This is a genomic window from Gimesia sp. (genome assembly GCF_040219335.1).
In the GTDB taxonomy this organism is placed as follows: domain Bacteria; phylum Planctomycetota; class Planctomycetia; order Planctomycetales; family Planctomycetaceae; genus Gimesia.
On the sequence record NZ_JAVJSQ010000005.1, the window covers coordinates 65,210 to 83,173 of the forward strand.

General features: G+C 52.8%; 11 protein-coding genes. 6 read left to right on the forward strand and 5 right to left on the reverse strand.

The features are described from left to right. The first annotated feature begins 81 nt into the window (after positions 1–81). Positions 82–5,514, forward strand: a complete 5,433-nt coding sequence (locus tag RID21_RS04355) for a neutral/alkaline non-lysosomal ceramidase N-terminal domain-containing protein (RefSeq protein WP_350187340.1) — start codon at positions 82–84, stop codon at positions 5,512–5,514. 20 nt (positions 5,515–5,534) lie between these two features. Here RID21_RS04355 and RID21_RS04360 read toward each other — a convergent pair whose 3' ends face one another. Both RID21_RS04360 and RID21_RS04365 read right to left on the reverse strand, forming a co-directional pair. Further along, on the reverse strand, positions 5,535–6,071 hold the full coding sequence (locus RID21_RS04360; protein ID WP_350187341.1) for a type 1 glutamine amidotransferase domain-containing protein: 537 nt from the start codon (positions 6,069–6,071) through the stop codon (positions 5,535–5,537). Positions 6,072–6,122: 51 nt separating this feature from the next. Next, a complete protein-coding gene (locus RID21_RS04365; protein ID WP_350187342.1) occupies positions 6,123–6,665 on the reverse strand; it encodes a hypothetical protein in 543 nt (180 codons plus the stop codon). Between the two features lie 137 nt (positions 6,666–6,802). On the opposite strand from RID21_RS04365, the gene RID21_RS04370 reads away from it, so the two are divergent. After that, positions 6,803–7,171 carry a cupin domain-containing protein gene (locus tag RID21_RS04370; protein ID WP_350187343.1) on the forward strand — a complete coding sequence of 123 codons (369 nt, stop codon included), beginning with the start codon at positions 6,803–6,805 and terminating at the stop codon, positions 7,169–7,171. A 30-nt stretch (positions 7,172–7,201) separates the two neighbouring features. After that, positions 7,202–7,609: a VOC family protein gene (locus RID21_RS04375; protein ID WP_350187344.1), complete on the forward strand. Its 408-nt coding sequence runs from the start codon at positions 7,202–7,204 to the stop codon at positions 7,607–7,609. A gap of 28 nt (positions 7,610–7,637) precedes the next feature. On the opposite strand, the gene RID21_RS04380 is transcribed toward RID21_RS04375, so the two are convergent. From RID21_RS04380 to RID21_RS04390, 3 genes are read right to left on the reverse strand one after another with little or no spacing between them, the layout of a single operon-like run. Continuing rightward, complete coding sequence (locus tag RID21_RS04380; RefSeq protein ID WP_350187345.1) at positions 7,638–9,398, reverse strand: sugar phosphorylase; 1,761 nt, start codon at positions 9,396–9,398, stop codon at positions 7,638–7,640. A 4-nt stretch (positions 9,399–9,402) separates the two neighbouring features. After that, on the reverse strand, positions 9,403–10,623 hold the full coding sequence (locus RID21_RS04385; RefSeq protein WP_350187346.1) for a glycosyltransferase family protein: 1,221 nt from the start codon (positions 10,621–10,623) through the stop codon (positions 9,403–9,405). Positions 10,624–10,668: 45 nt separating this feature from the next. Continuing rightward, complete coding sequence (locus RID21_RS04390; RefSeq protein WP_350187347.1) at positions 10,669–11,514, reverse strand: HAD-IIB family hydrolase; 846 nt, start codon at positions 11,512–11,514, stop codon at positions 10,669–10,671. A gap of 256 nt (positions 11,515–11,770) precedes the next feature. Here RID21_RS04390 and RID21_RS04395 point away from each other — a divergent pair, with 256 nt between their 5' ends. The 3 genes from RID21_RS04395 to RID21_RS04405 all read left to right on the forward strand — a co-directional run bounded on the left by RID21_RS04395 (position 11,771) and on the right by RID21_RS04405 (position 17,883). Then, the gene (locus RID21_RS04395) at positions 11,771–15,106 is read left to right on the forward strand and encodes a LamG-like jellyroll fold domain-containing protein (RefSeq protein WP_350187348.1); all 3,336 of its coding nucleotides are present in this window, start codon (positions 11,771–11,773) and stop codon (positions 15,104–15,106) included. Between the two features lie 456 nt (positions 15,107–15,562). Beyond that, positions 15,563–16,594 (forward strand): hypothetical protein, encoded by a 1,032-nt coding sequence (locus RID21_RS04400; protein WP_350187349.1) that lies wholly within the window; start codon positions 15,563–15,565, stop codon positions 16,592–16,594. Further along, the gene (locus tag RID21_RS04405; RefSeq protein WP_350187350.1) at positions 16,591–17,883 is read left to right on the forward strand and encodes a tetratricopeptide repeat protein; all 1,293 of its coding nucleotides are present in this window, start codon (positions 16,591–16,593) and stop codon (positions 17,881–17,883) included. Before RID21_RS04400 ends, RID21_RS04405 begins: the two co-directional genes overlap by 4 nt. Positions 17,884–17,964: the final 81 nt, after the last annotated feature.

Sequence of the window (17,964 nt, forward strand, 5' to 3'; positions counted from 1 at the left end):
TGGAATCACTGGAATTGATTCAATCAAAATCAATACCTGCGCTTGTCATCCAGACTGTTTTCCAGAACAGGACCCCAGCTCATGCACGCCTTTCGCCTCTTAACGACGGCAGTGGTCTTCAGTATTTCTTTTTCAATCGGTCACGCTGAAAAAACGAAAACATTTTCAGTGGGGATCGCCAAAGTCGATATCACTCCTGAGTATCCGGTCCCCTTAAGTGGTTATGCCGCTCGAGGATCGAAGCCGATCAATCAGGTGGAACAGCATTTATGGGCACGCGCCGTTGCTGTTGAGGATCAACAGGGTAAGCCACGTGTGCTGATCACTGTGGATAACTGTGGCGTTCCCGCTGAGTTGACGAAACAGGTTGTCGCGAATCTGAAAGATAAATATGAAATGACGCCATCCGGCGTTGTGATCTGTTCGACACACACCCATTCGGCCCCTATGCTAACTGACGTACTGCCGAACCTGTTCACGAAAGATCTGACCAAAGAGGAGCAGGCAGTGATTGCCCGCTATACTCAGGAGTTGGCTGAGAAACTGACTGAGGTTGCAAAGCAGGCGATTCAGGATTCCCGTCCCGCCCACCTGGAATGGGGAACTGGAACAGCCACCTTCGCCAAAAACCGCAGACAGATTACCGGGCCCGTCGATTACGAGGTGCCGATTCTGGTCGTGAAAAGTCCGGAGGATAAGCGTCGCGCGATTCTGGTGAGCTATGCCTGTCACTGTACTACATTAGGACCGGTCCCATTCATGTCGGGGGACTGGGCCGGATGTGCTGTCGAAGGGATCGAAACCGATTTCCCGGGGTGCATGGCAATGGTGGCCATTGGTTGTGGAGCCGATCAGAATCCCAAAGTCCGTGGTGACGATCAGGGAGCTGCCCGGGTGAATGGGCGGGGACTCGCCGATGGTGTCAAGCAGCGGTTGAAGACGAGTCTGACACCGATTACCGGCAGCCTGACCACACACAGCCAGGAAGTGAAGCTCCCGTTGGCGACTCTGCCGACAGAGGAAGAGTGGAAATCGCTGGCACAAAAGCCTGGGATCACGGGCTACCACGCTCAGAAAAATCTGAAACGACTGGCACAGGGCGAGGCTTTAATTGACGAGATCGACTATCCGGTGAAATCCTGGGTGTTCGGCGACGACCTGGCAATGGTGTTTCTTGGTGGAGAGGTGGTCGTCGATTACTCACTGGCGATCAAGAGTAAGTATGGAGAGAAAGTCTGGGTCTCTTCTTATGCGAATGATGTTCCCTGTTACATTCCGTCCGAACGCGTCCTGCAAGAAGGAGGCTACGAGGGGCGGAATGCGATGGTCTGGTATGACAAGCCGGGTCCGTTTGCACCGGGACTGGAAGGGAAAATACTCAAGACTGTGGCCGCTCAGATTCCCGCTGACTATAAGCCTGCGGAAGATGTCAGCCGAACAGGTGGGAAACGACCTCTGACTCCGGAAGAATCGATTTCCCGGATGAATTACGCAGATGACCTGCAGGTCGATGTGGTGGCCGCCGAGCCGCTGGTAGTCGATCCGGTGGCAGTGGAGTTCGGACCGGATGGAAAACTGTGGGTGGTAGAAATGCGAGACTATCCACAGGGGATGGACGGCAATCTCAAACCGGGGGGTGTGGTCAAATTTCTGGAAGACCTCGATCAGGACGGGACCTACGATAAATCAACTGTGTTTCTGGAGGGGCTGCCGTTTCCCACCGGGCTGATGGTCTGGAAGAACGGGCTGCTGGTCTGTACTGCTCCCGATGTGATTTATGCGGAAGACACTGATGGCGACGGGAAAGCAGACATCAACCGCAAGGTGCTCACCGGTTTTGCAACCCACAACTATCAGGCACGAGTCAACAGTCTGGCACCGGGCCTGGATAACTGGGTCTATGCTTCCGGGGGGCTTTTTGGCGGGATCATCAAATCGTTCAACGGTCAGACCGTTAATGTAACCAACCGTGATTTTCGCTTTCATCCTGAGACGGGAGAACTGGAGCCGGTCAGTGGACGAACCCAGCAGGGGCGTGTCCGCGATGACTGGGGAGACTGGTTTGGTTGTCGGAATGGCAGTCTGTGTGTGCATTATCCCGTGGATGAAGCTTACTATCGTAAAAATCCGTATGTGGTTTCACCGCCGGCTGAAGTGGCCGTGCCCCGCGGTGATGACGCCAGTCAGTTGTATCCGGTCGGGGAACTGGTTCAGTTTCACCTCAGTGGACAACGCGGCCGACCGACGTCTGCCTGTGGACTGGGGCTCTATCGCGATGTCGCACTGGGCGATCCCTTTTATGAAAATGCGTTTGTCTGTGAGCCAGTAAATCAACTGGTGCATCGTCGCGTTTTGAAACCTGAGGGAGTGACATTCGCCGGCTACCGGGCGAAAGAAGAGCAGGGACGTGAATTTCTGACATCGACCGATAACTGGTTTCGTCCCGTTCAAATGCGAACGGCTCCCGATGGCTCGCTGTATATCGTCGACATGTACCGTTATCTGATTGAGCATCCTAAATTTCTCTCCCCGGAGTCCGTACAGAAACTGAATGTCCGCGCGGGGGAGACACGGGGGCGGATCTATCGTGTGACACGCAAGGGGCAACAGCTTAAATCCATTCCGGATCTGAAGCAGCTCAGTGCTGCGAAGGTCGCAGGTTTGATGGAAAGCAAGAATGGTACTCTGCGTGATATGGTGCAGCAGGAACTTCGCTTACGCGGAGATCAGAGTGCTGTTCCTGTCTTGAAACAGATCGCAGCAAAGGCCGAGTTTCCTGCCTCACGCCTGCAGGCATTGTGCACACTGGATGCGTTACAGGGACTTGATCCGGAATTGTTACAACCGCGGATTAGCGATGCTCATCCGGGAGTTCGCCGCGAAGCGATTCGACTGTCGGAACCGTTTTTGAATAAATCGTCTCCGCTGGCTGAAGCGGTACTGGCACAGGCGAAGCGGGAGCAGGATCCGTCTGTGATTCTGCAACTGGCTTACTCTCTTGGTGATTTAAAAGGCGATGCCGCGACGGCAGCGTTATTAAAATTGATGCAGCAGCATGCCGACAGTGTTTATATTCGCTCTGCAGTACTGACGAGTTTTGAACCGAGCCGGCTGGCATCCGCAATCGCATCACTTTTGCCTCAGGTGACAGCCAATCCGAAGATGCTGCCGGTACTCAATGCACTGACCGATATGGCAATCGCTTCGAAACACCCCAAGGTGTTGAATGACCTGGCTGTCCATCTGACCGCGCATGCTGCCGAAAGTCAGCAGATTCCGAGTTGGGAATGGAACCTGCTTGCTCAGTTACTGCAGTCGCCTCAGGTGAAACAGCAGGGCCATTCGGATGCATTTCAGGAACAGATCTCGGCTTTGAGTCTGCGTGCCCGTGAGCTGGTATCTGATGGCGATCAGTCCCCGGAGGAACGGGTAAACTCCCTGAAGTTTGTATTAAGCCTGAAACAGAATCAGAAGGACCTCGAATTTGTTGCCGATCTGCTCTCTCCGCAGACACCATTGAAGCTGCAGATTGCTGCATTGAGAAACCTGATCGCCACCCAGAATCCAGAGGCTCTGGAACTGGTGTTTGAAAACTGGAAGCAGTTCACGCCTTCTATTCAGGCAGAAGTTCTGAATCAGTTACTCCTGCGGGAATCGACGACTCAGGCACTGCTGAAACAGGTTGAACAGAAGCAGGTGCAACCGGCCCAGATTGATCTGACGAATCAACAGCGATTGCTCGAGCATAAGAATTCCAAGATTAAAAAGCATGCCCAGAAACTGTTTTCCGCGGCCAGTAGTGCCAGTCGGGAACAGGTGCTGAAGCAGTATCAGTCGGTTGATCTAAAACAGGGAAACCTGGAACGAGGGCGGCAGGTCTTTGAAAAGCAGTGTGCCAGCTGTCATCGCCTGGATGGCAAAGGACATGTGGTCGGTCCTGACCTGGCGGCGCTGACGGATCAATCCAAGTCATTTTTGCTGACCTCGATTCTGGATCCGAATAAAGCTGTCGATGGTCGTTATGCTTCCTATCTGGCGGTAACGGAAGATGGAAAACTTAATACGGGGATTCTGGTTTCTGAGCAAAGCAACAGTATCACGCTGAAAGCGCAGCAGGGAAAAGTGCTGACGATTCTGAGAGCCCAGATTGACGAGTTGATCAATTCAGGCAAGTCACTTATGCCCGAGGGACTGGAACGGGAAATTCCTCCCGCAGCAATGGCGGATCTAATTGTCTATCTCCAGGAACACAGTGCCCCCGTGAGCTACAAGTACGCGGGAGCGGTGACCCCGGATGCCAGTTATCCCGATGATGCACAGAAGCCGAAGCTGGTCGATCGGATGAACGGAACTCCCAAATTCAACGACGGCCAATGGGTCGGGTTCCGCTTCGCTGGCGAGCAGCCGCAGCCGCGAATTGAACTGGATCTGGGGAAAAAGATGCCTCTGCAGTCATTGCGGATCGTGTATGGCGTCAATCATGAACCGGGATCAATTCATGCTCCGCGATCAGTGCGGGTTTCCTTCAGCAACAACGGGCGTGAGTTTGGTAATCCGGTACAGTTTTCGGATTTCGATAACCACCCGGATGGACTGGGGCTGTATGAAATTGATCGACGCGTGATCGAAATCACGTTCCCGAAACAACGGGGGCGGTTCGTACGCATCGATTTTCAAAGTGCGGGTCGCTGGCTGTTTCTTTCCGAAATCTCGCTGGCCAGCACCGCTACCAGCGATCAGTATCAGGCGGTATCCGTTACACCCGGTGCTGCAGAACAGGCTGCACCTGAAGTCGATCCGGTGGCCCGAATCAAGTCTCTGGTGGCGGATGTTAAAGTCGGTACCCCCGATGAATATCGCAACATTCCCGATATCTGGAGACAGGCGATTGCTGCCGGAAAACGAAATCAGGCGGATGAACTGCATCGGTTGCTGGCTGCTTCACTGCCGGACTTCGGGCAGTCGCTGGAGTGCTGGCAGGCCGTGGTGATAGGCGGCGGTGTAATCAACGGGATCACCATCGCCGGCGACTGGCCACGAACGAAAATCGAAAACATTCTCAAAGCTACTCCTCCGCTGGAAGTTCGTTGGAAGCAGTCGCTGCATGCTGCAGTCAAGATGGCCGATGATCCCAAAATCAAATCGGGTACCCGCTATGATGCACTGCGCATGGTGGCCATGCTCGACTACGAGAAATGTCAGCAGCAGTTGAAACGTTACCTGATGGATGCGAAGCAGGCCGAATTGCAGATGGGAGCCGTCAGTGGGCTGGGCGACATCAATACCCCGGAAGCGGCTCAGGATCTGATCACCGCGCTGCCGAAATTGACTCCGCGGAATCAGAAACTTGCGGTCGAGGCTCTCGTCAGAACAGAGGCCCGCACGTTGATGCTACTGCAGGCGCTGGAGAAAAAAGAGCTGACTGCCAAACTGGTGGATGCCGCAGTTCAGCAGCAGCTGAAAATGTCAGATAATACCGAGATTCAGAAACGGGCACAGACCGTCTTTCCCTGACGGTCTGTGAAAGGGGCTCTTTACTTCGACAGTAAGACGTCGAGGATACCACGACAGAAATCAGGGAGGTCACCGGGGCGACGACTGCAGACAAAGTGTCGGTCCACGACAACCGATGCGTCTTCCCAGATAGCGCCGGCATTGACGAGGTCGTCTTTGATTCCGGGAGAACCGGTGACTTTGACACCCTGATAGATGCCAGCAGAGATCGGCATCCAGCCACCGTGGCAGATGGCTGCGATCAGTTTTTCGCTTTCATGGAATTCCTGCAGGAGTGAAAGTACCTTTTCATAGCGGCGGAGCTTATCGGGCATCCAGCCGCCGGCACAGATCACCCCCTGGTAATCGCTGGACGAAATGCTCTCAATGGTGGCTTCCGATTCTGCCGGATAGCCATGCTTACCCAGGTAGGTCTGATTGGCTTCCAGTCCCGCCATGGTTGTCTCTGCGCCCGCTTCTTCGAGACGGAGCTTCGGGTACCAGAGTTCGAGGTCTTCGTAGTCCGCTCCTACGAACAGTAGAAACTTCTGTCCGGCGAGGGGGAGTGAATCAGTCATGTAATATCCTTTAAGGTTTTGAGGTTAATATTAAAAATGAGGTTGGCTATCTCATGCGGCCGGCCAGAAGAATCCGAAAATGAGTCCGACGATAACCGCATACAGAATCGATTCGATGATATGTCCAGTGATACGATTGTGGAACCAGATCGCATGCTGCACGATAGCAGAGAGAAACGTCAGTAACGCAGCCAGGGCGAAAAAGCGAAAGACGACTGCGAATTCTGCACCCGGCGAGAGCACCAGCGTCGCGAGGCAGGCCAGCGCAAAGCTGATTACGAGAAAGTAAAGAAACGTCAGCCCCAGGTTTCGACCCATATTGACTTTATCAAACAGGGTGATAATTCCACGGGGCCCCTGTTCCCACTTCTGCTGGTAGGATTCGCTTTTCATCTCTTCGGGAGTTTTGCAGCCAGGGAACATGTAGCTGCCCCGGGGCAGGTTCAGACCACGCAACGCATCAAGGAACTCGTCTTCCTGTTCGATCTTAATCCAGTCTGATCGATGCAACTGGAAGACCATCCAGGACAGAAAGCTGGCAAAAAACAGTGCAACGGCAGATAACAGGACAGGTATCAGCAGACTTGCTACCATGTGTTCAACTCCCGAATGTTACAGGAAAAGAGATGCTGGATCGATTCGGTCTCATGATAAAAATTCAGGACCGGCATTCCTAGTACCTCAACGAAGATTCGTAGCCACATTAATGAAGATCATCAGAAAGGATCAGCATGTCTCAATTCATTGAACGCCCCGTCGTTGTAGAAGCCGCCGGTAATAAGCCCAAGCAGATTGAAGAGTTTGTAGGGAGAGTGAATACGGGAGATGACGCAATCAGCATCGCCCGTATGGTTTCTCCCGGTGGCTGGGTTGAACCGGCTCAGACACCCGATTTTCGGGAAATGACCGTGGTTTTGAAAGGCGCGCTGCAGGTTGAGACGCGTGAGGGAGTCTTTGTAGTGAAAGCAGGACAGGGGATTGTACTGGAGCCCGGCGAGTGGGTTCGTTACAGTACACCTGGCGCGGAAGGAGCCGAATATATCGCGGTTTGCACGCCCGCTTTTTCGCCCGATACCGTCCATCGCGACGAGGTGTCCTGAAACATTTAGAGCAAAGCAGGAGTTAAGCTGATGCAGTCAGGCTCGAATACTATTCAGGAACTGGTACCGCTGCTGTTTGTCGAAGATATCACGCATTCCGTCTCCTTTTATCGGGATCAACTCGGTTTCGAGATGACGCTGAACTGGGAACCGGAGGGGAAACTGTCCTGGTGCCGGCTGGAACGGGACGGCGTGGCTCTGATGCTGCAACTGGCTTGCCCGGATGAAGACGGGACCACTGAGGAACGGAGCAAAGGGATCGGTTTCTTCTTTCTGTGTGAAGATGCACATGCCATGTATGAGGAACTGCGTGGCAAGGGGCTGGAACTGGATCCGCCCAAAGTCGCTTTCTACGGAATGAACCAGCTGTTTCTGAAAGATCCCGATGGTTATGAGCTCTGTTTTCAGAATCCGGTTCCTGAAAGAATGGCAGAATAAATCGAACACCGTGTGAAATCAGGAGTAGTTACTCACGCTCAAACAGATTCGTCAGCCAGACCACCTGGTAAGGTTTGAGAGTCAGTTCTGCTCTGAGGTTGGAATAAATTTCGCCGCTGATCAAGTCGATCCAGGAATCGGTGCCGATCAGGTTGATCTCTGAGAGTGGCAGGATCTGTTCGGTATTTGACACATTGTTCAGCGCGAAAATACTCTGCTGTCGATCCATACTCTGTCGCCAGAAAGCAAAGACGGCATCCCCCAGATGTAAAGTGAACTGGGTCGCGTTGGGATGGAACGCGGGCTGACGTCTGCGAACCTGAAGTAGATGGCAGAGTCCCTGGAAGACATGGGCGTGTGAGAAATTTTCATCGGCCAGAACCGCCTGTAATTGTTCATAGTCCCAGCGGTGCCGGTTGATGGAGCGGTTGTGCCCCGTGCGTTCGACGCCCTCCTGGTCGTTATGGGTCCCCAGAAAGCTGTGAATGTAAAGGGCAGGAATGCCTTCCAGTGCAATCATGATGGCATGCGCACAGAGGAAGCGGGGGATCTGCCATTCATCTTCTCCGTCGAGTGTGCCTTTCATGGCGTCAAACAGAGAGATGTTGATCTCGTAAGGTCGCATGCCTCCTCCCGGAAGGGAGCGCATTGAAATGCGACCGCCGAACTGCTCCATCATGGTGACCATCTGGTTGATCTCTTCATCGTCCATCAGGCCTTCTGCCGGTCGCAGGCCGATTCCATCGTGAGAGGCGATGAAGTTCAGATAAGTCGTACCATGCAGTGCAGGGGGCATACTCATCATCCAGGTCTTCAGATGCTGACAGCTGCCACAGAGCATGGCGTTGACCAGCAGTGGGGGCAGTGAGAAATTATAGATGGCATGGGCTTCGTTCGAGTTTCCGAAATAAGCCAGATTTTCGCGATTGGGAATATTGGTTTCGGTGAGAATCATGGCCTGGGGGGAGACAAACTGGATCAGGGTTCTCAGCAGGCGGACGATTTCATGGGTTTCCGGCAGGCTGAGGCAGGTGGTTCCTGCGACTTTCCAGATGAACGCGATCGCATCGAGGCGAAAGATCTGCACGCCATGATCCAGATAGAGTTTGACAATCTTCACCACTTCTTTGAGTAGCAGGGGCTCTGCGAAGTTCAGGTCAATCTGATCGTGACTGAAGGTGCACCAGACGTATCGAGGTCCTTCCGGCGTATCGATGCGCTGCAGCAGTTCATTAGTGCGGGGGCGAACGACATCAGCCAGGTCGTCGTCCGGACTGGCGCAGAAGAAAAAGTCCCTGCCAGGAAATTCGCCACGCTTAAACTGTTGAAACCATTCGCTCTGACTCGAACAATGATTGATGACCAGGTCCGACATTAACTCGAATTTCTCCGCGATGGCATTGATGTCTTCCCAGTCACCGAGGCTGGGATTTACCTGATGATAATCGATCACCGAAAAACCATCGTCCGAGCTATACGGAAAGAAGGGGAGAATATGAATGCCATTGATTGTATTGCTGAGATATTTGTCCGAGAAATGGAGCAGAGTCTGCAAGGGAGGCTCGTTTTCTGCCAGCAGACTGTCGCCGTAAGTGATCATGACGACGTTCCGCTGGTCCCAGTGATTCTGATGCGTTTCCGGTGTCTGACATTGCCCGTCCGGGCACATGATGTCGATTAGATCCTGGGCAAACGCTGCATGGTCCAACTCGGGATAAATGATCTTGAGATGGTTCTCGACCATGAAACGGTATTCACTGATGGCAGAGTGCGCGACAGGTTCAGTCATCGGTTCAGGCAAACTCCCGGTAATCATCGTCGACGGCGGTACACAAACGGGTAAAGATGTCGGGAACCGCGCTCTGAACGCGGTTCCAACTGGGGATAAACGGCGTTTCCATGGGGTTATCCAGGAAGTGGATCCCCGCTTTTAACACATTTTCTGCAAACAGCTCAACGGCTTTTTCCTCGTTATGAACATCCAGTGCGAGTCCATTGATGATGGCATCGTTGCGGTAGGTCTCAATAAAGTCCAGCGCGATCCGGTAGTAGGTTGCCTTGATGGAACGGAAGGTTTCCGTGGAGAAGACCACGCCATTGGTGGCAAGTTTGCGGAAGATCCCTTTCGAAATATCGATGGACATTTTAGAAAGCCCCGCCTGCGCGTCATCGACCGAGAGTTGCTGATGTTTGTGATCATAGCGGTCAGCGATATCAACCTGGCACAAGCGGTTTGTCGAGTAGTTACGTTTGACTTCCGAGAGGACACCGATTTCCAGCCCCCAGTCACTGGGAATACGAATGTCGTTGATCACATCGGTACGGAACGAGAACTCCCCGGCCAGCGGGTATCGGTAACTGTCGAGATATTCAAGATAATCCAGCGAGCCCAGAATTTTCTTCAAAGCGCGGAGCAGGGGAGTCACCAGCAGCCGGGTAACGCGACCATTCATTTTGTTTTCCGCCACGCGGGCATAATAGCCTTTGCAGAACTGGTAGTTGAAGCTCGGGTTGGCGACGGGATAGATCAGGCGTGCGAGCATGCTGCGATCATAGGTCAGAATATCGCAGTCGTGCAGTGCGACAGATGACGCATTCCCCTGTGCGAGGACATACCCGAGGCAGAACCAGACGTTGCAGCCTTTTCCGAGTTCGTTGGGTGCCAGTCCCTGGTTCTGCAGCAGCGTGTTGACTTCCTGAAGGCGGGGGCCGTCATTCCAGAGAATGCGATGTTTCTGAGGCAGGCGGCTGAAGAACTGGATCGCATGTTTGTATTGATTTTCGTCGGCCCGATCGAGGCCAATCACAATTTCCTGCAGATAATTAACCTGTGCGAGTTCCGTGACTATTTTATCGAGGGCCGGTCCTTCCAGTTCGCTGTAGAGACAGGGAAGTACCAGGCTCATCGGGCGGACTTCTGAAAACTGGAGCAGTTCCGCCTCCATCTCTTCCAGCGATCGGGAAGAGAGATTATGCAGGGTCGTAATAATTCCGTTTTGGTAGAAGTCTCCCATACCAGATCTCCATGATCAATGTTTGAGCGCAACAACACGGGATGATCAGATTTGTTCGTCATCCAGTATTTGGGTCAACGCAGTGGCCCAGCCTTGTGGACCGGTTTCGTCAGTGATTATGACCGCAGACTGCTGTTCAAGATCAGGAGGTTCATGATGGGAAGAGCGCACAATGACCGCGATGTCTGCTGTTTTCAGCATGGCCACATCATTCTGACTGTCACCCAGCGCCACAAATCGAGGCACACGTTGATCAGCCGATGCAAACCAGTTGCGAAACCATTGCAGACATTTTCCTTTGTCACACGCACCAATCACATGCACAAACCGGCCGCCACGCAGCAGCCGTAGACCATGATTGGCAATCAGTGCTTCAAACTTACGCAATTGATGTGCCGAGTCCTGCCAAATCAGGGGTTCGGAGAATTCACGGGTCATAGCCCGTCGGGCTGCACTTTCCGATAATCCCGTATATTCAATGACTTCAGCGACTTCCATATCTGCAAATCCGGTAAACAGGAATTTTTCCTCGGTCCGGAATTTTTGAATCAAAGTCAGAATTTCGGTGCGTGCTGCCCCCAGAATGTGCACCTGGTCTCCTGAATTTTGAGCAGAGTTCTCCGTCAGGAAGTCCGTAGGCAGATAAATCGCTGATCCATTTTCCACAACATAGGGATCTGAATTTTCCAGTTCATTACGCAAACTCATCAGCTCCGCTGCCGTTTTGCTGGTATTGAGCATCAGTGGAATTCCCGATGCCTTGAGACGTTCCATCACAGGGATCGCGGGTGCATAGGAATAGGTGTCGTGATCCAACAGGGTGCCGTCCAGGTCAGTCATGATGACCAGAGGCGGAGTTTGAGTGGGTTGATGGGGAGTATGAGCGTGCATAACTAGTGAATGATTCAAAAAGACAGGTGTAAGAGTTCAAGGGGGAGCGCAATGATCACGAAAAATCATCGTTCACGATCATAGCAGGATTAGTATAGTCAAACAAACTGGCTGAATTTGCAGGGAGTTCGTTCCACAAAAGTCTTCCTCTCTTCTACTGAGTTTTCAGAGTGATTCGGAGTTGCTACACTGAAATGAGTAATTACTTTAAGAAGTTCACAAATTCGCAAGCTAATCTTTCTAGTGGTGATCGCTCATGCTGAGATCGTTAATAACGTTCGGACTCGTACTGATTTTCCTTTCGTCTCCCTTCGTTGCAGGGGCCGCTGAACCGGCCAGTCAAGATTTACAGGAGCCCTGGCAGTCGCAGTACACAAAGGAAAACGCGACCGGCAAGCATGTGCTGGGGTTATGGACCTTTGATGGGAAAAAGCCCGGCGCAGATCTTTCAGGACATAAACTGGACGCCACTTTTGATGGGGCTGAGATTGAACCACAGGGACGGTTCGGAGCCGCGATGCGTTCCTTTCCCGGTTTTCCTGTGATTGACAAGCGTCACTGGGCAATGGTGCCGGACTCGCCGCATCTCTCGCCACGCGGTGCCTTCACCCTGGAGATGTGGATCAAGCCTGAAAAAGATATCGAGAAAGCTGCGACTGCCTATCTGCTGGATAAGAAATATGTGAGTGACACCGATTACCAGCTGGTATTTACTTCGGCAGGTCGTACTGGCTCGCGTACTTTAAAGGCAGTTCTGGGGTTCGGCAACAAATCTGAGACCTGGTTTTCGAACCCAATGCAGCTCGAGCCCGAGACCTGGTATCACGTAGTCTTTCAGTACAATGGCGCGGGACGTGGTCGGTTTCTGATTAACGGGATTCCCTGGGGGGAAAAGACCGTCAATGATGTCGGAGCGGTTGCAGCCGGTTCCCGCTATCTGACGATTGGCGATCGAACCGGAAGTAATTACGGTGGCTTTCCGGGTCTGATCGATCAGGTGCGGATCAGTGAAGGGGAACTGGAATTTCGTCCCGTCCGTTTCGAACGCATTTCAGAGCGGTCCTGTTTTGTCCGCATGGAACCCGAACGGACACTCGATTTTGAAGTTACGAATCTGCAGCGAAAGCTCTTGCCGGAAGCGACAGTCACCTGGACTCTCAACGGACTGGTGCAGGGGACATCGACTTTAAAAAATCTGGAACCGGGGCAACCCCGCAAGGTTTCCTTCCCCTTAAATACCGCTTTACGGCCTGATAAATATGAACTGAAAGCAGAATTGAAGACAGCAAAGACGACGGGTACAACAGCCGAAGCTTCGTTTCCCATTCAGATCGTCTCCCGTCCTCTGCCAGACCGATTCCCGGTCGTAATGTGGGGAGCCGGGATCAATGAAATTGATCGACTGAAAGAAATTGGTTTCACGCATGCGGCTGGTGTGCGGGCGAATTATTCGAAGATCTGGCAGGCTGGTAAGCCGATACTGGCCGATGACAAAGAACAGGTCCAGACCCTGCGTGAAGGATTGGATCGAGGGTTGGCAAACGGGGTTTCCTTTTATGCAGGACTCTCTCCCGGAGCCTGGTTGCGGAGCCAGGAGAAATTACAACGTGTCAGCCGGGAGGGGACGCACCATGACAGCCGGGAAGATATCTGCCCGTTGTTTCCAGAGATCAAAGAGTTCTGTTACAACGTGGGCGTTTCGGTTGCCGAAACTTACGGAGATTATCCTGCCTACGATTCAGCGCTGTTGCATACCGAGGTTCGCGGACATTCGCGCCCCTGTTTTCACGAGCATGACAAGGCAGCATTCCGTAAATATGCCGGGATTGATATTCCCGCCGAAGCGGGACCGCCACGTGGTGTGGATTATAAAAAACTGAAAGGCTTCCCGTCGGACCGGGTCATCAAAGACGACAATCCGCTGTATGTCTATTACAAGTGGCACTGGAAGACCGGAGATGGCTGGAACGAGTTGAACAGCGATCTGGAGCGGGGACTGAACTCGACCGACGACAAGATCTGGACCTGGTACGATCCCGCGATGCGGGTAGCGAGTGTGTTTGGTTCAGGGGGGACTGTCGATTATCTCTCGCACTGGACTTATACCTATCCCGATCCGATTCGCATTAACGTGGTGCTGGATGAACTGTTCGCCATGGCCCGTGGTTCCAGCAAGCATCAGGATGTGATGAAGATGACACAGATCATCTGGTATCGTTCACAGACCGCCCCACAGCCGAAGAAGACCGACAAAGACACTCCGCCTTTGGCGAGTTGGGAGCGGGAGCAGCCGGACGCACCCTTTATTACGATCGCCCCGATGCAGTTACGCGAGGCGTTCTGGGCCAAGATTTCGCGTCCGATCAAAGGCATCATGTATCATGGCTGGCAGTCACTGGTACCCACCGAGTCGACCAGCGGTTATCGTTATACCAATCCTCAGACGCAGCATGAACTCAAACGGTTGATTCATGATGTGGTACAGCCTCTGGGACCTGCACTGAAGCAGATTCCCGCTCCCCGTAATGACATTGCATACTATGAAAGTTTTGCCGCCCAGGTCTTTGCGCGACGGGGAACGTATGGCTGGAACGGTTACTGGCTGGGTGATGCCCATCAGATGCTGCAGTGGGCTGGATTACAGACCGATGTGGTCTTCGACGAATCGATTCAACGGAATGGACTGGATCAATATAAAGTATTGTTCATGATGGATTGTGATGTCGTGACCGAATCCATTCTAAAGGAGATCAAAGCCTTCCAGCAGCGGGGAGGCATCGTGGTTGCCGACGAGCATGTCGCTCCAGGAGTAAAGCCGGACCTGGTCATCACTTCCTACAGAAGGACCGGAAATGCGGAGCAGGACAAACAGGAACTGCAGAAGAAAGCATCGGAACTGCGTCAGTCCCTCGCTGGTAAATACGAGCGGTACCTGGATTCGTCGAATCCGGACGTGATTCCTTACTGTCGTCGAGGTAAGGCTGCGGACTACCTGTTTGTGGTCAATGATCGACGTGAGTTTGGCGACTATGTGGGCCAGCATGGACGCGTTATGGAAAACGGTTTGCCTGCCGAGTCAACGCTGACTCTGAATCGCCCCTCCGGTCACATGTATGACCTGGTACGTCACCAGCCGGTGTCTGTGAAGCAGAAAACTGGTAAGCAGACAGCAGCCATTCAACTGGCACCGGGAGCCGGAGGAATTTACCTGGTAACCGATCAGCCTGTTTCTGGTGTGACCGTGAAGGTGCCTGAAAAACTCAAACGGGGTGAAAGTGGCACCGTATCCCTCAGTGTCGTCGACCCGCAGGGGCAGCAGGTGTCGGCAGTGATCCCGGTCGAGGTTTCGATCGAAGATGCCGAGGGACGCCTGGCCGAGTTTTCCGGTTACCGGGCTTTGGTCGACGGGAAACAGGATTTCCAGATTCAGATTGCTCCCAATGACAAAGCTGGAATCTGGTGTGTCCGCGTCAAAGAACTGGCCTCGGGAAAGAGCACCTCTACCTTTTTCCGGGTGAGCGATGACTATTCAGCTGTGAAACCGCACGGGCGGAATATCAAAGGCTTCAATCCAGAACAGCCCGCCGGCTAAGCTCAGCCTGAAAAGGCAGGGAGCATTGGTGTCATGCCTCCCTGCCACACTCCTTTCTTATAGAACATTCTGTTCCCTGAAATACGGGCGGACAGGTTCTCTGCTGCGCCGATTCACAGGTATTCCCTCGATTCAGAGCCTTTCTGAAAATTAGTTTTCTTGATGTAACTCACATTTCGAATTCACGAAACATTAATCTGAAAAATTATTTGTGTGCTTTACCCCTCGCTCGTCGGGGCTTTTTTTTTGCGAATTTCTGTGAGTGTATTTTCTTCATTTGCTCACAGATTCTTAATAAATCAGCTCTAAGATGGCTTCCAAATCTGATGTGATTTCAAACGCGTCAGGTTTAGTTTTCCGCGGGAAGTTGTCTTTGGTCGAGTGGACTGCAAGTCGCTTTCTCCTTCCTCACAAAACTGTTTCGGTGCACTGAAATGGCTTTGGTGTAAATTCCATATGTCACAAGTTACCTCGACAACATATTTACCAGAGGCAGTTTCAGAGTCTTCTGCAGCTGTGACGGGCCAGTTCCGTGAATCGTTGCGATCCGCCTGGCTGGTCGATCCTAAATATGATCTGTTGTTTCTCGTTAACCTGGGCTGGCCTCTGCTCGTACTGCTGCAGTGGTGGGGCGGACTGGAAATTCAGAGCGGGATCAGCTTCTGGCAGGTCTATTTCATTACAACGCCGCACCGCTGGATTACGCCGGCTTTGCTGTTCATGGAACGCGATCGCCTGGAAGCGAATCGCAACAAATACATCCTCATCACCGTCTGTCTGCTGACGATCCCGCTGGCGGTCAAGATTTCCACCGGAGCGCTGACCTGCCTGTTGACCATTGATTATATCTGGAACGCGTGGCACTTCGCTGCTCAGCATCATGGGATCTACAGCATCTATGGTCGGAAGACGGGGGGGATATCTCCTCGACGGTCGCGTATCGATAAATGGCTGATGCGGAGTTTTCTGCTGTATGTCACGTTGCGGATCGCCAGTTGGGCTTCTTGGGGCAGTTCGACACCGGGGTGGGGAATCCTCGATTCTCTGTTTGCGACAATCCCGATCGGAATGATGTTGCGTGAATTCTGGCAGTTGCGGGCCCAGACTGTGGGCCGCTGTCTGTATTTTACGAGTGTGATGACGCTTTACCTGGCAATGCTGGGGGCAGTGGTGGCCCGAAGTCCCATGATGCTGCTGGTGTTGACCACGGCCTCTGCTCTGTTTCATTCGATTGAATATCTGGCGATCGTCAGTTGGGCCGTTGACCGGACGAACCAATCTGGAATATCAACGACCGAGCTGTTTAAACGACTCATGCCTCGCTGGGGAATGATTCTGGCGGTCTTCATAGTCATTCTGGGGATGGGGGCCTGGCTGATGCAGACCCATCTGATGGAACTCTGGCTGACCGCAAACCTGATCATGGCCTTTCTGCATTATGCCTATGATGGTCTGATCTGGAAATCACGGAAGGCGGGAACTGCATGAATGCACGTCAGTCCAAGCCACAGAATCTGAATGAGAATTCCATGTCTGATCTGATCAAATATAACTCCGTTCCCGACAGAACTGTTCCGATAGTCGCAGGGCTGTTTATTGCCTGTCTGGCAGGTTGGTGGGCACAGAGCATCCGCAACTCAGGTGGACTGAGCCTGCCTTATGCACGGGCCGACATCACGATTGTCAACTTTCTCTGTATGCTGCCACTGGCGATTGTGGTGACAGAGTGGATGCAGGGCGTACTCAAATACCACAGTCCGGGGCTCTTTAAGATTGTGAACCTGATCGTGCTGACCGGGACCGCCGGGATTCTCGTTTTTCTCTTCAGCAGCAGCCATGTCAGCGTAGCGCTTAGTGAATACGATGCCTGGGAATCATTTATTCTGAGGCCCGTGATCGCATTCTGGCTGATTCTGTCGTTGATCCTGCTGGCAGGCAGGTTCTTCCGGACGGAAGTCCCGCAAGGTTCCGTGCGGGCGGGCAAACTCGTGTGGAGCACGGTCTGTTTGACGGCATTGTTGGTTCCCGTGTTTTATATTCAGTCCCGCGTGGATGAAATGGTGCAACAGGTAGACGAATATCTGGGCAGCGGTCGACTGGGTGATGCCCGGCAGGTTGTACGCGAGGTCTGCATTCTTTCTCCCTGGGGCAAGATTGGAGGACAGCCTGCTGACGATGTAGCACGCGACCTGGATCATGACTGCTTTGGTGTAGAGCGTAGCCTGGCATACATGAACCAGCAGACATCCCACAATGAAGAGTCGACCTACCATCGTGCCCGGTTGCTGGCCATCCTCGGGGAGGATCAGGCAGCCATTGATCTACTGTTACCCTGGTATGACAAATCCACGGTCAGCCCGCTGACCAGCCAGTTGCTCGGCAACCTCTATCAGCAGCAGCATCATTGGGCCGAAAGTCAGCAGGCATATCGCCGGGCATTACAGGCGTGGCAAAAGTTACCAGCTTCCGAACAGCAGCAGGCAGGCATCGTAGCCGCCTGGAAAGGGATTGCATTTGCTGAACGAAAACGAGGGAACTATGAAGCAGCAGAAACTGCGTATCTATCGGCGTTGTCGCTGGCTCCCACAGCGGACCAGCACTTTCTTCTCGCGCAATATTACGAAGATACGCAACAGACAGCGAAAGCACGAGAATACGCTCATCAGGCGATGGCACTTGATGCGACTCGCTACGGGCAGTCTGGGCAGAAACTGATTACCTCGTTGCAGCAGCAACACTTTGGCTGTCTGCAGGTCTGGCGGAATGGAGAGTTTTAACCAGAGTTACTTCTGAAAATCCAAAAACTAATTTATTACTGAATCCAATCGATTCAGTGCAGTCTGATTTGAGATCGTTTG

Bases quoted from the DNA above. Each gene is read 5' to 3' on its own strand.
- RID21_RS04400 (WP_350187349.1), top strand. From the start codon at position 15,563: ATGTCACAAGTTACCTCGACAACATATTTACCAGAGGCAGTTTCAGAG.
- RID21_RS04380 (WP_350187345.1), bottom strand. From the start codon at position 9,398: ATGACTGAACCTGTCGCGCACTCTGCCATCAGTGAATACCGTTTCATG.
- RID21_RS04395 (WP_350187348.1), top strand. From the start codon at position 11,771: ATGCTGAGATCGTTAATAACGTTCGGACTCGTACTGATTTTCCTTTCG.
- RID21_RS04405 (WP_350187350.1), top strand. From the start codon at position 16,591: ATGAATGCACGTCAGTCCAAGCCACAGAATCTGAATGAGAATTCCATG.
- RID21_RS04355 (WP_350187340.1), top strand. From the start codon at position 82: ATGCACGCCTTTCGCCTCTTAACGACGGCAGTGGTCTTCAGTATTTCT.
- RID21_RS04390 (WP_350187347.1), bottom strand. From the start codon at position 11,514: ATGCACGCTCATACTCCCCATCAACCCACTCAAACTCCGCCTCTGGTC.
- RID21_RS04365 (WP_350187342.1), bottom strand. From the start codon at position 6,665: ATGGTAGCAAGTCTGCTGATACCTGTCCTGTTATCTGCCGTTGCACTG.
- RID21_RS04360 (WP_350187341.1), bottom strand. From the start codon at position 6,071: ATGACTGATTCACTCCCCCTCGCCGGACAGAAGTTTCTACTGTTCGTA.
- RID21_RS04375 (WP_350187344.1), top strand. From the start codon at position 7,202: ATGCAGTCAGGCTCGAATACTATTCAGGAACTGGTACCGCTGCTGTTT.
- RID21_RS04385 (WP_350187346.1), bottom strand. From the start codon at position 10,623: ATGGGAGACTTCTACCAAAACGGAATTATTACGACCCTGCATAATCTC.
- RID21_RS04370 (WP_350187343.1), top strand. From the start codon at position 6,803: ATGTCTCAATTCATTGAACGCCCCGTCGTTGTAGAAGCCGCCGGTAAT.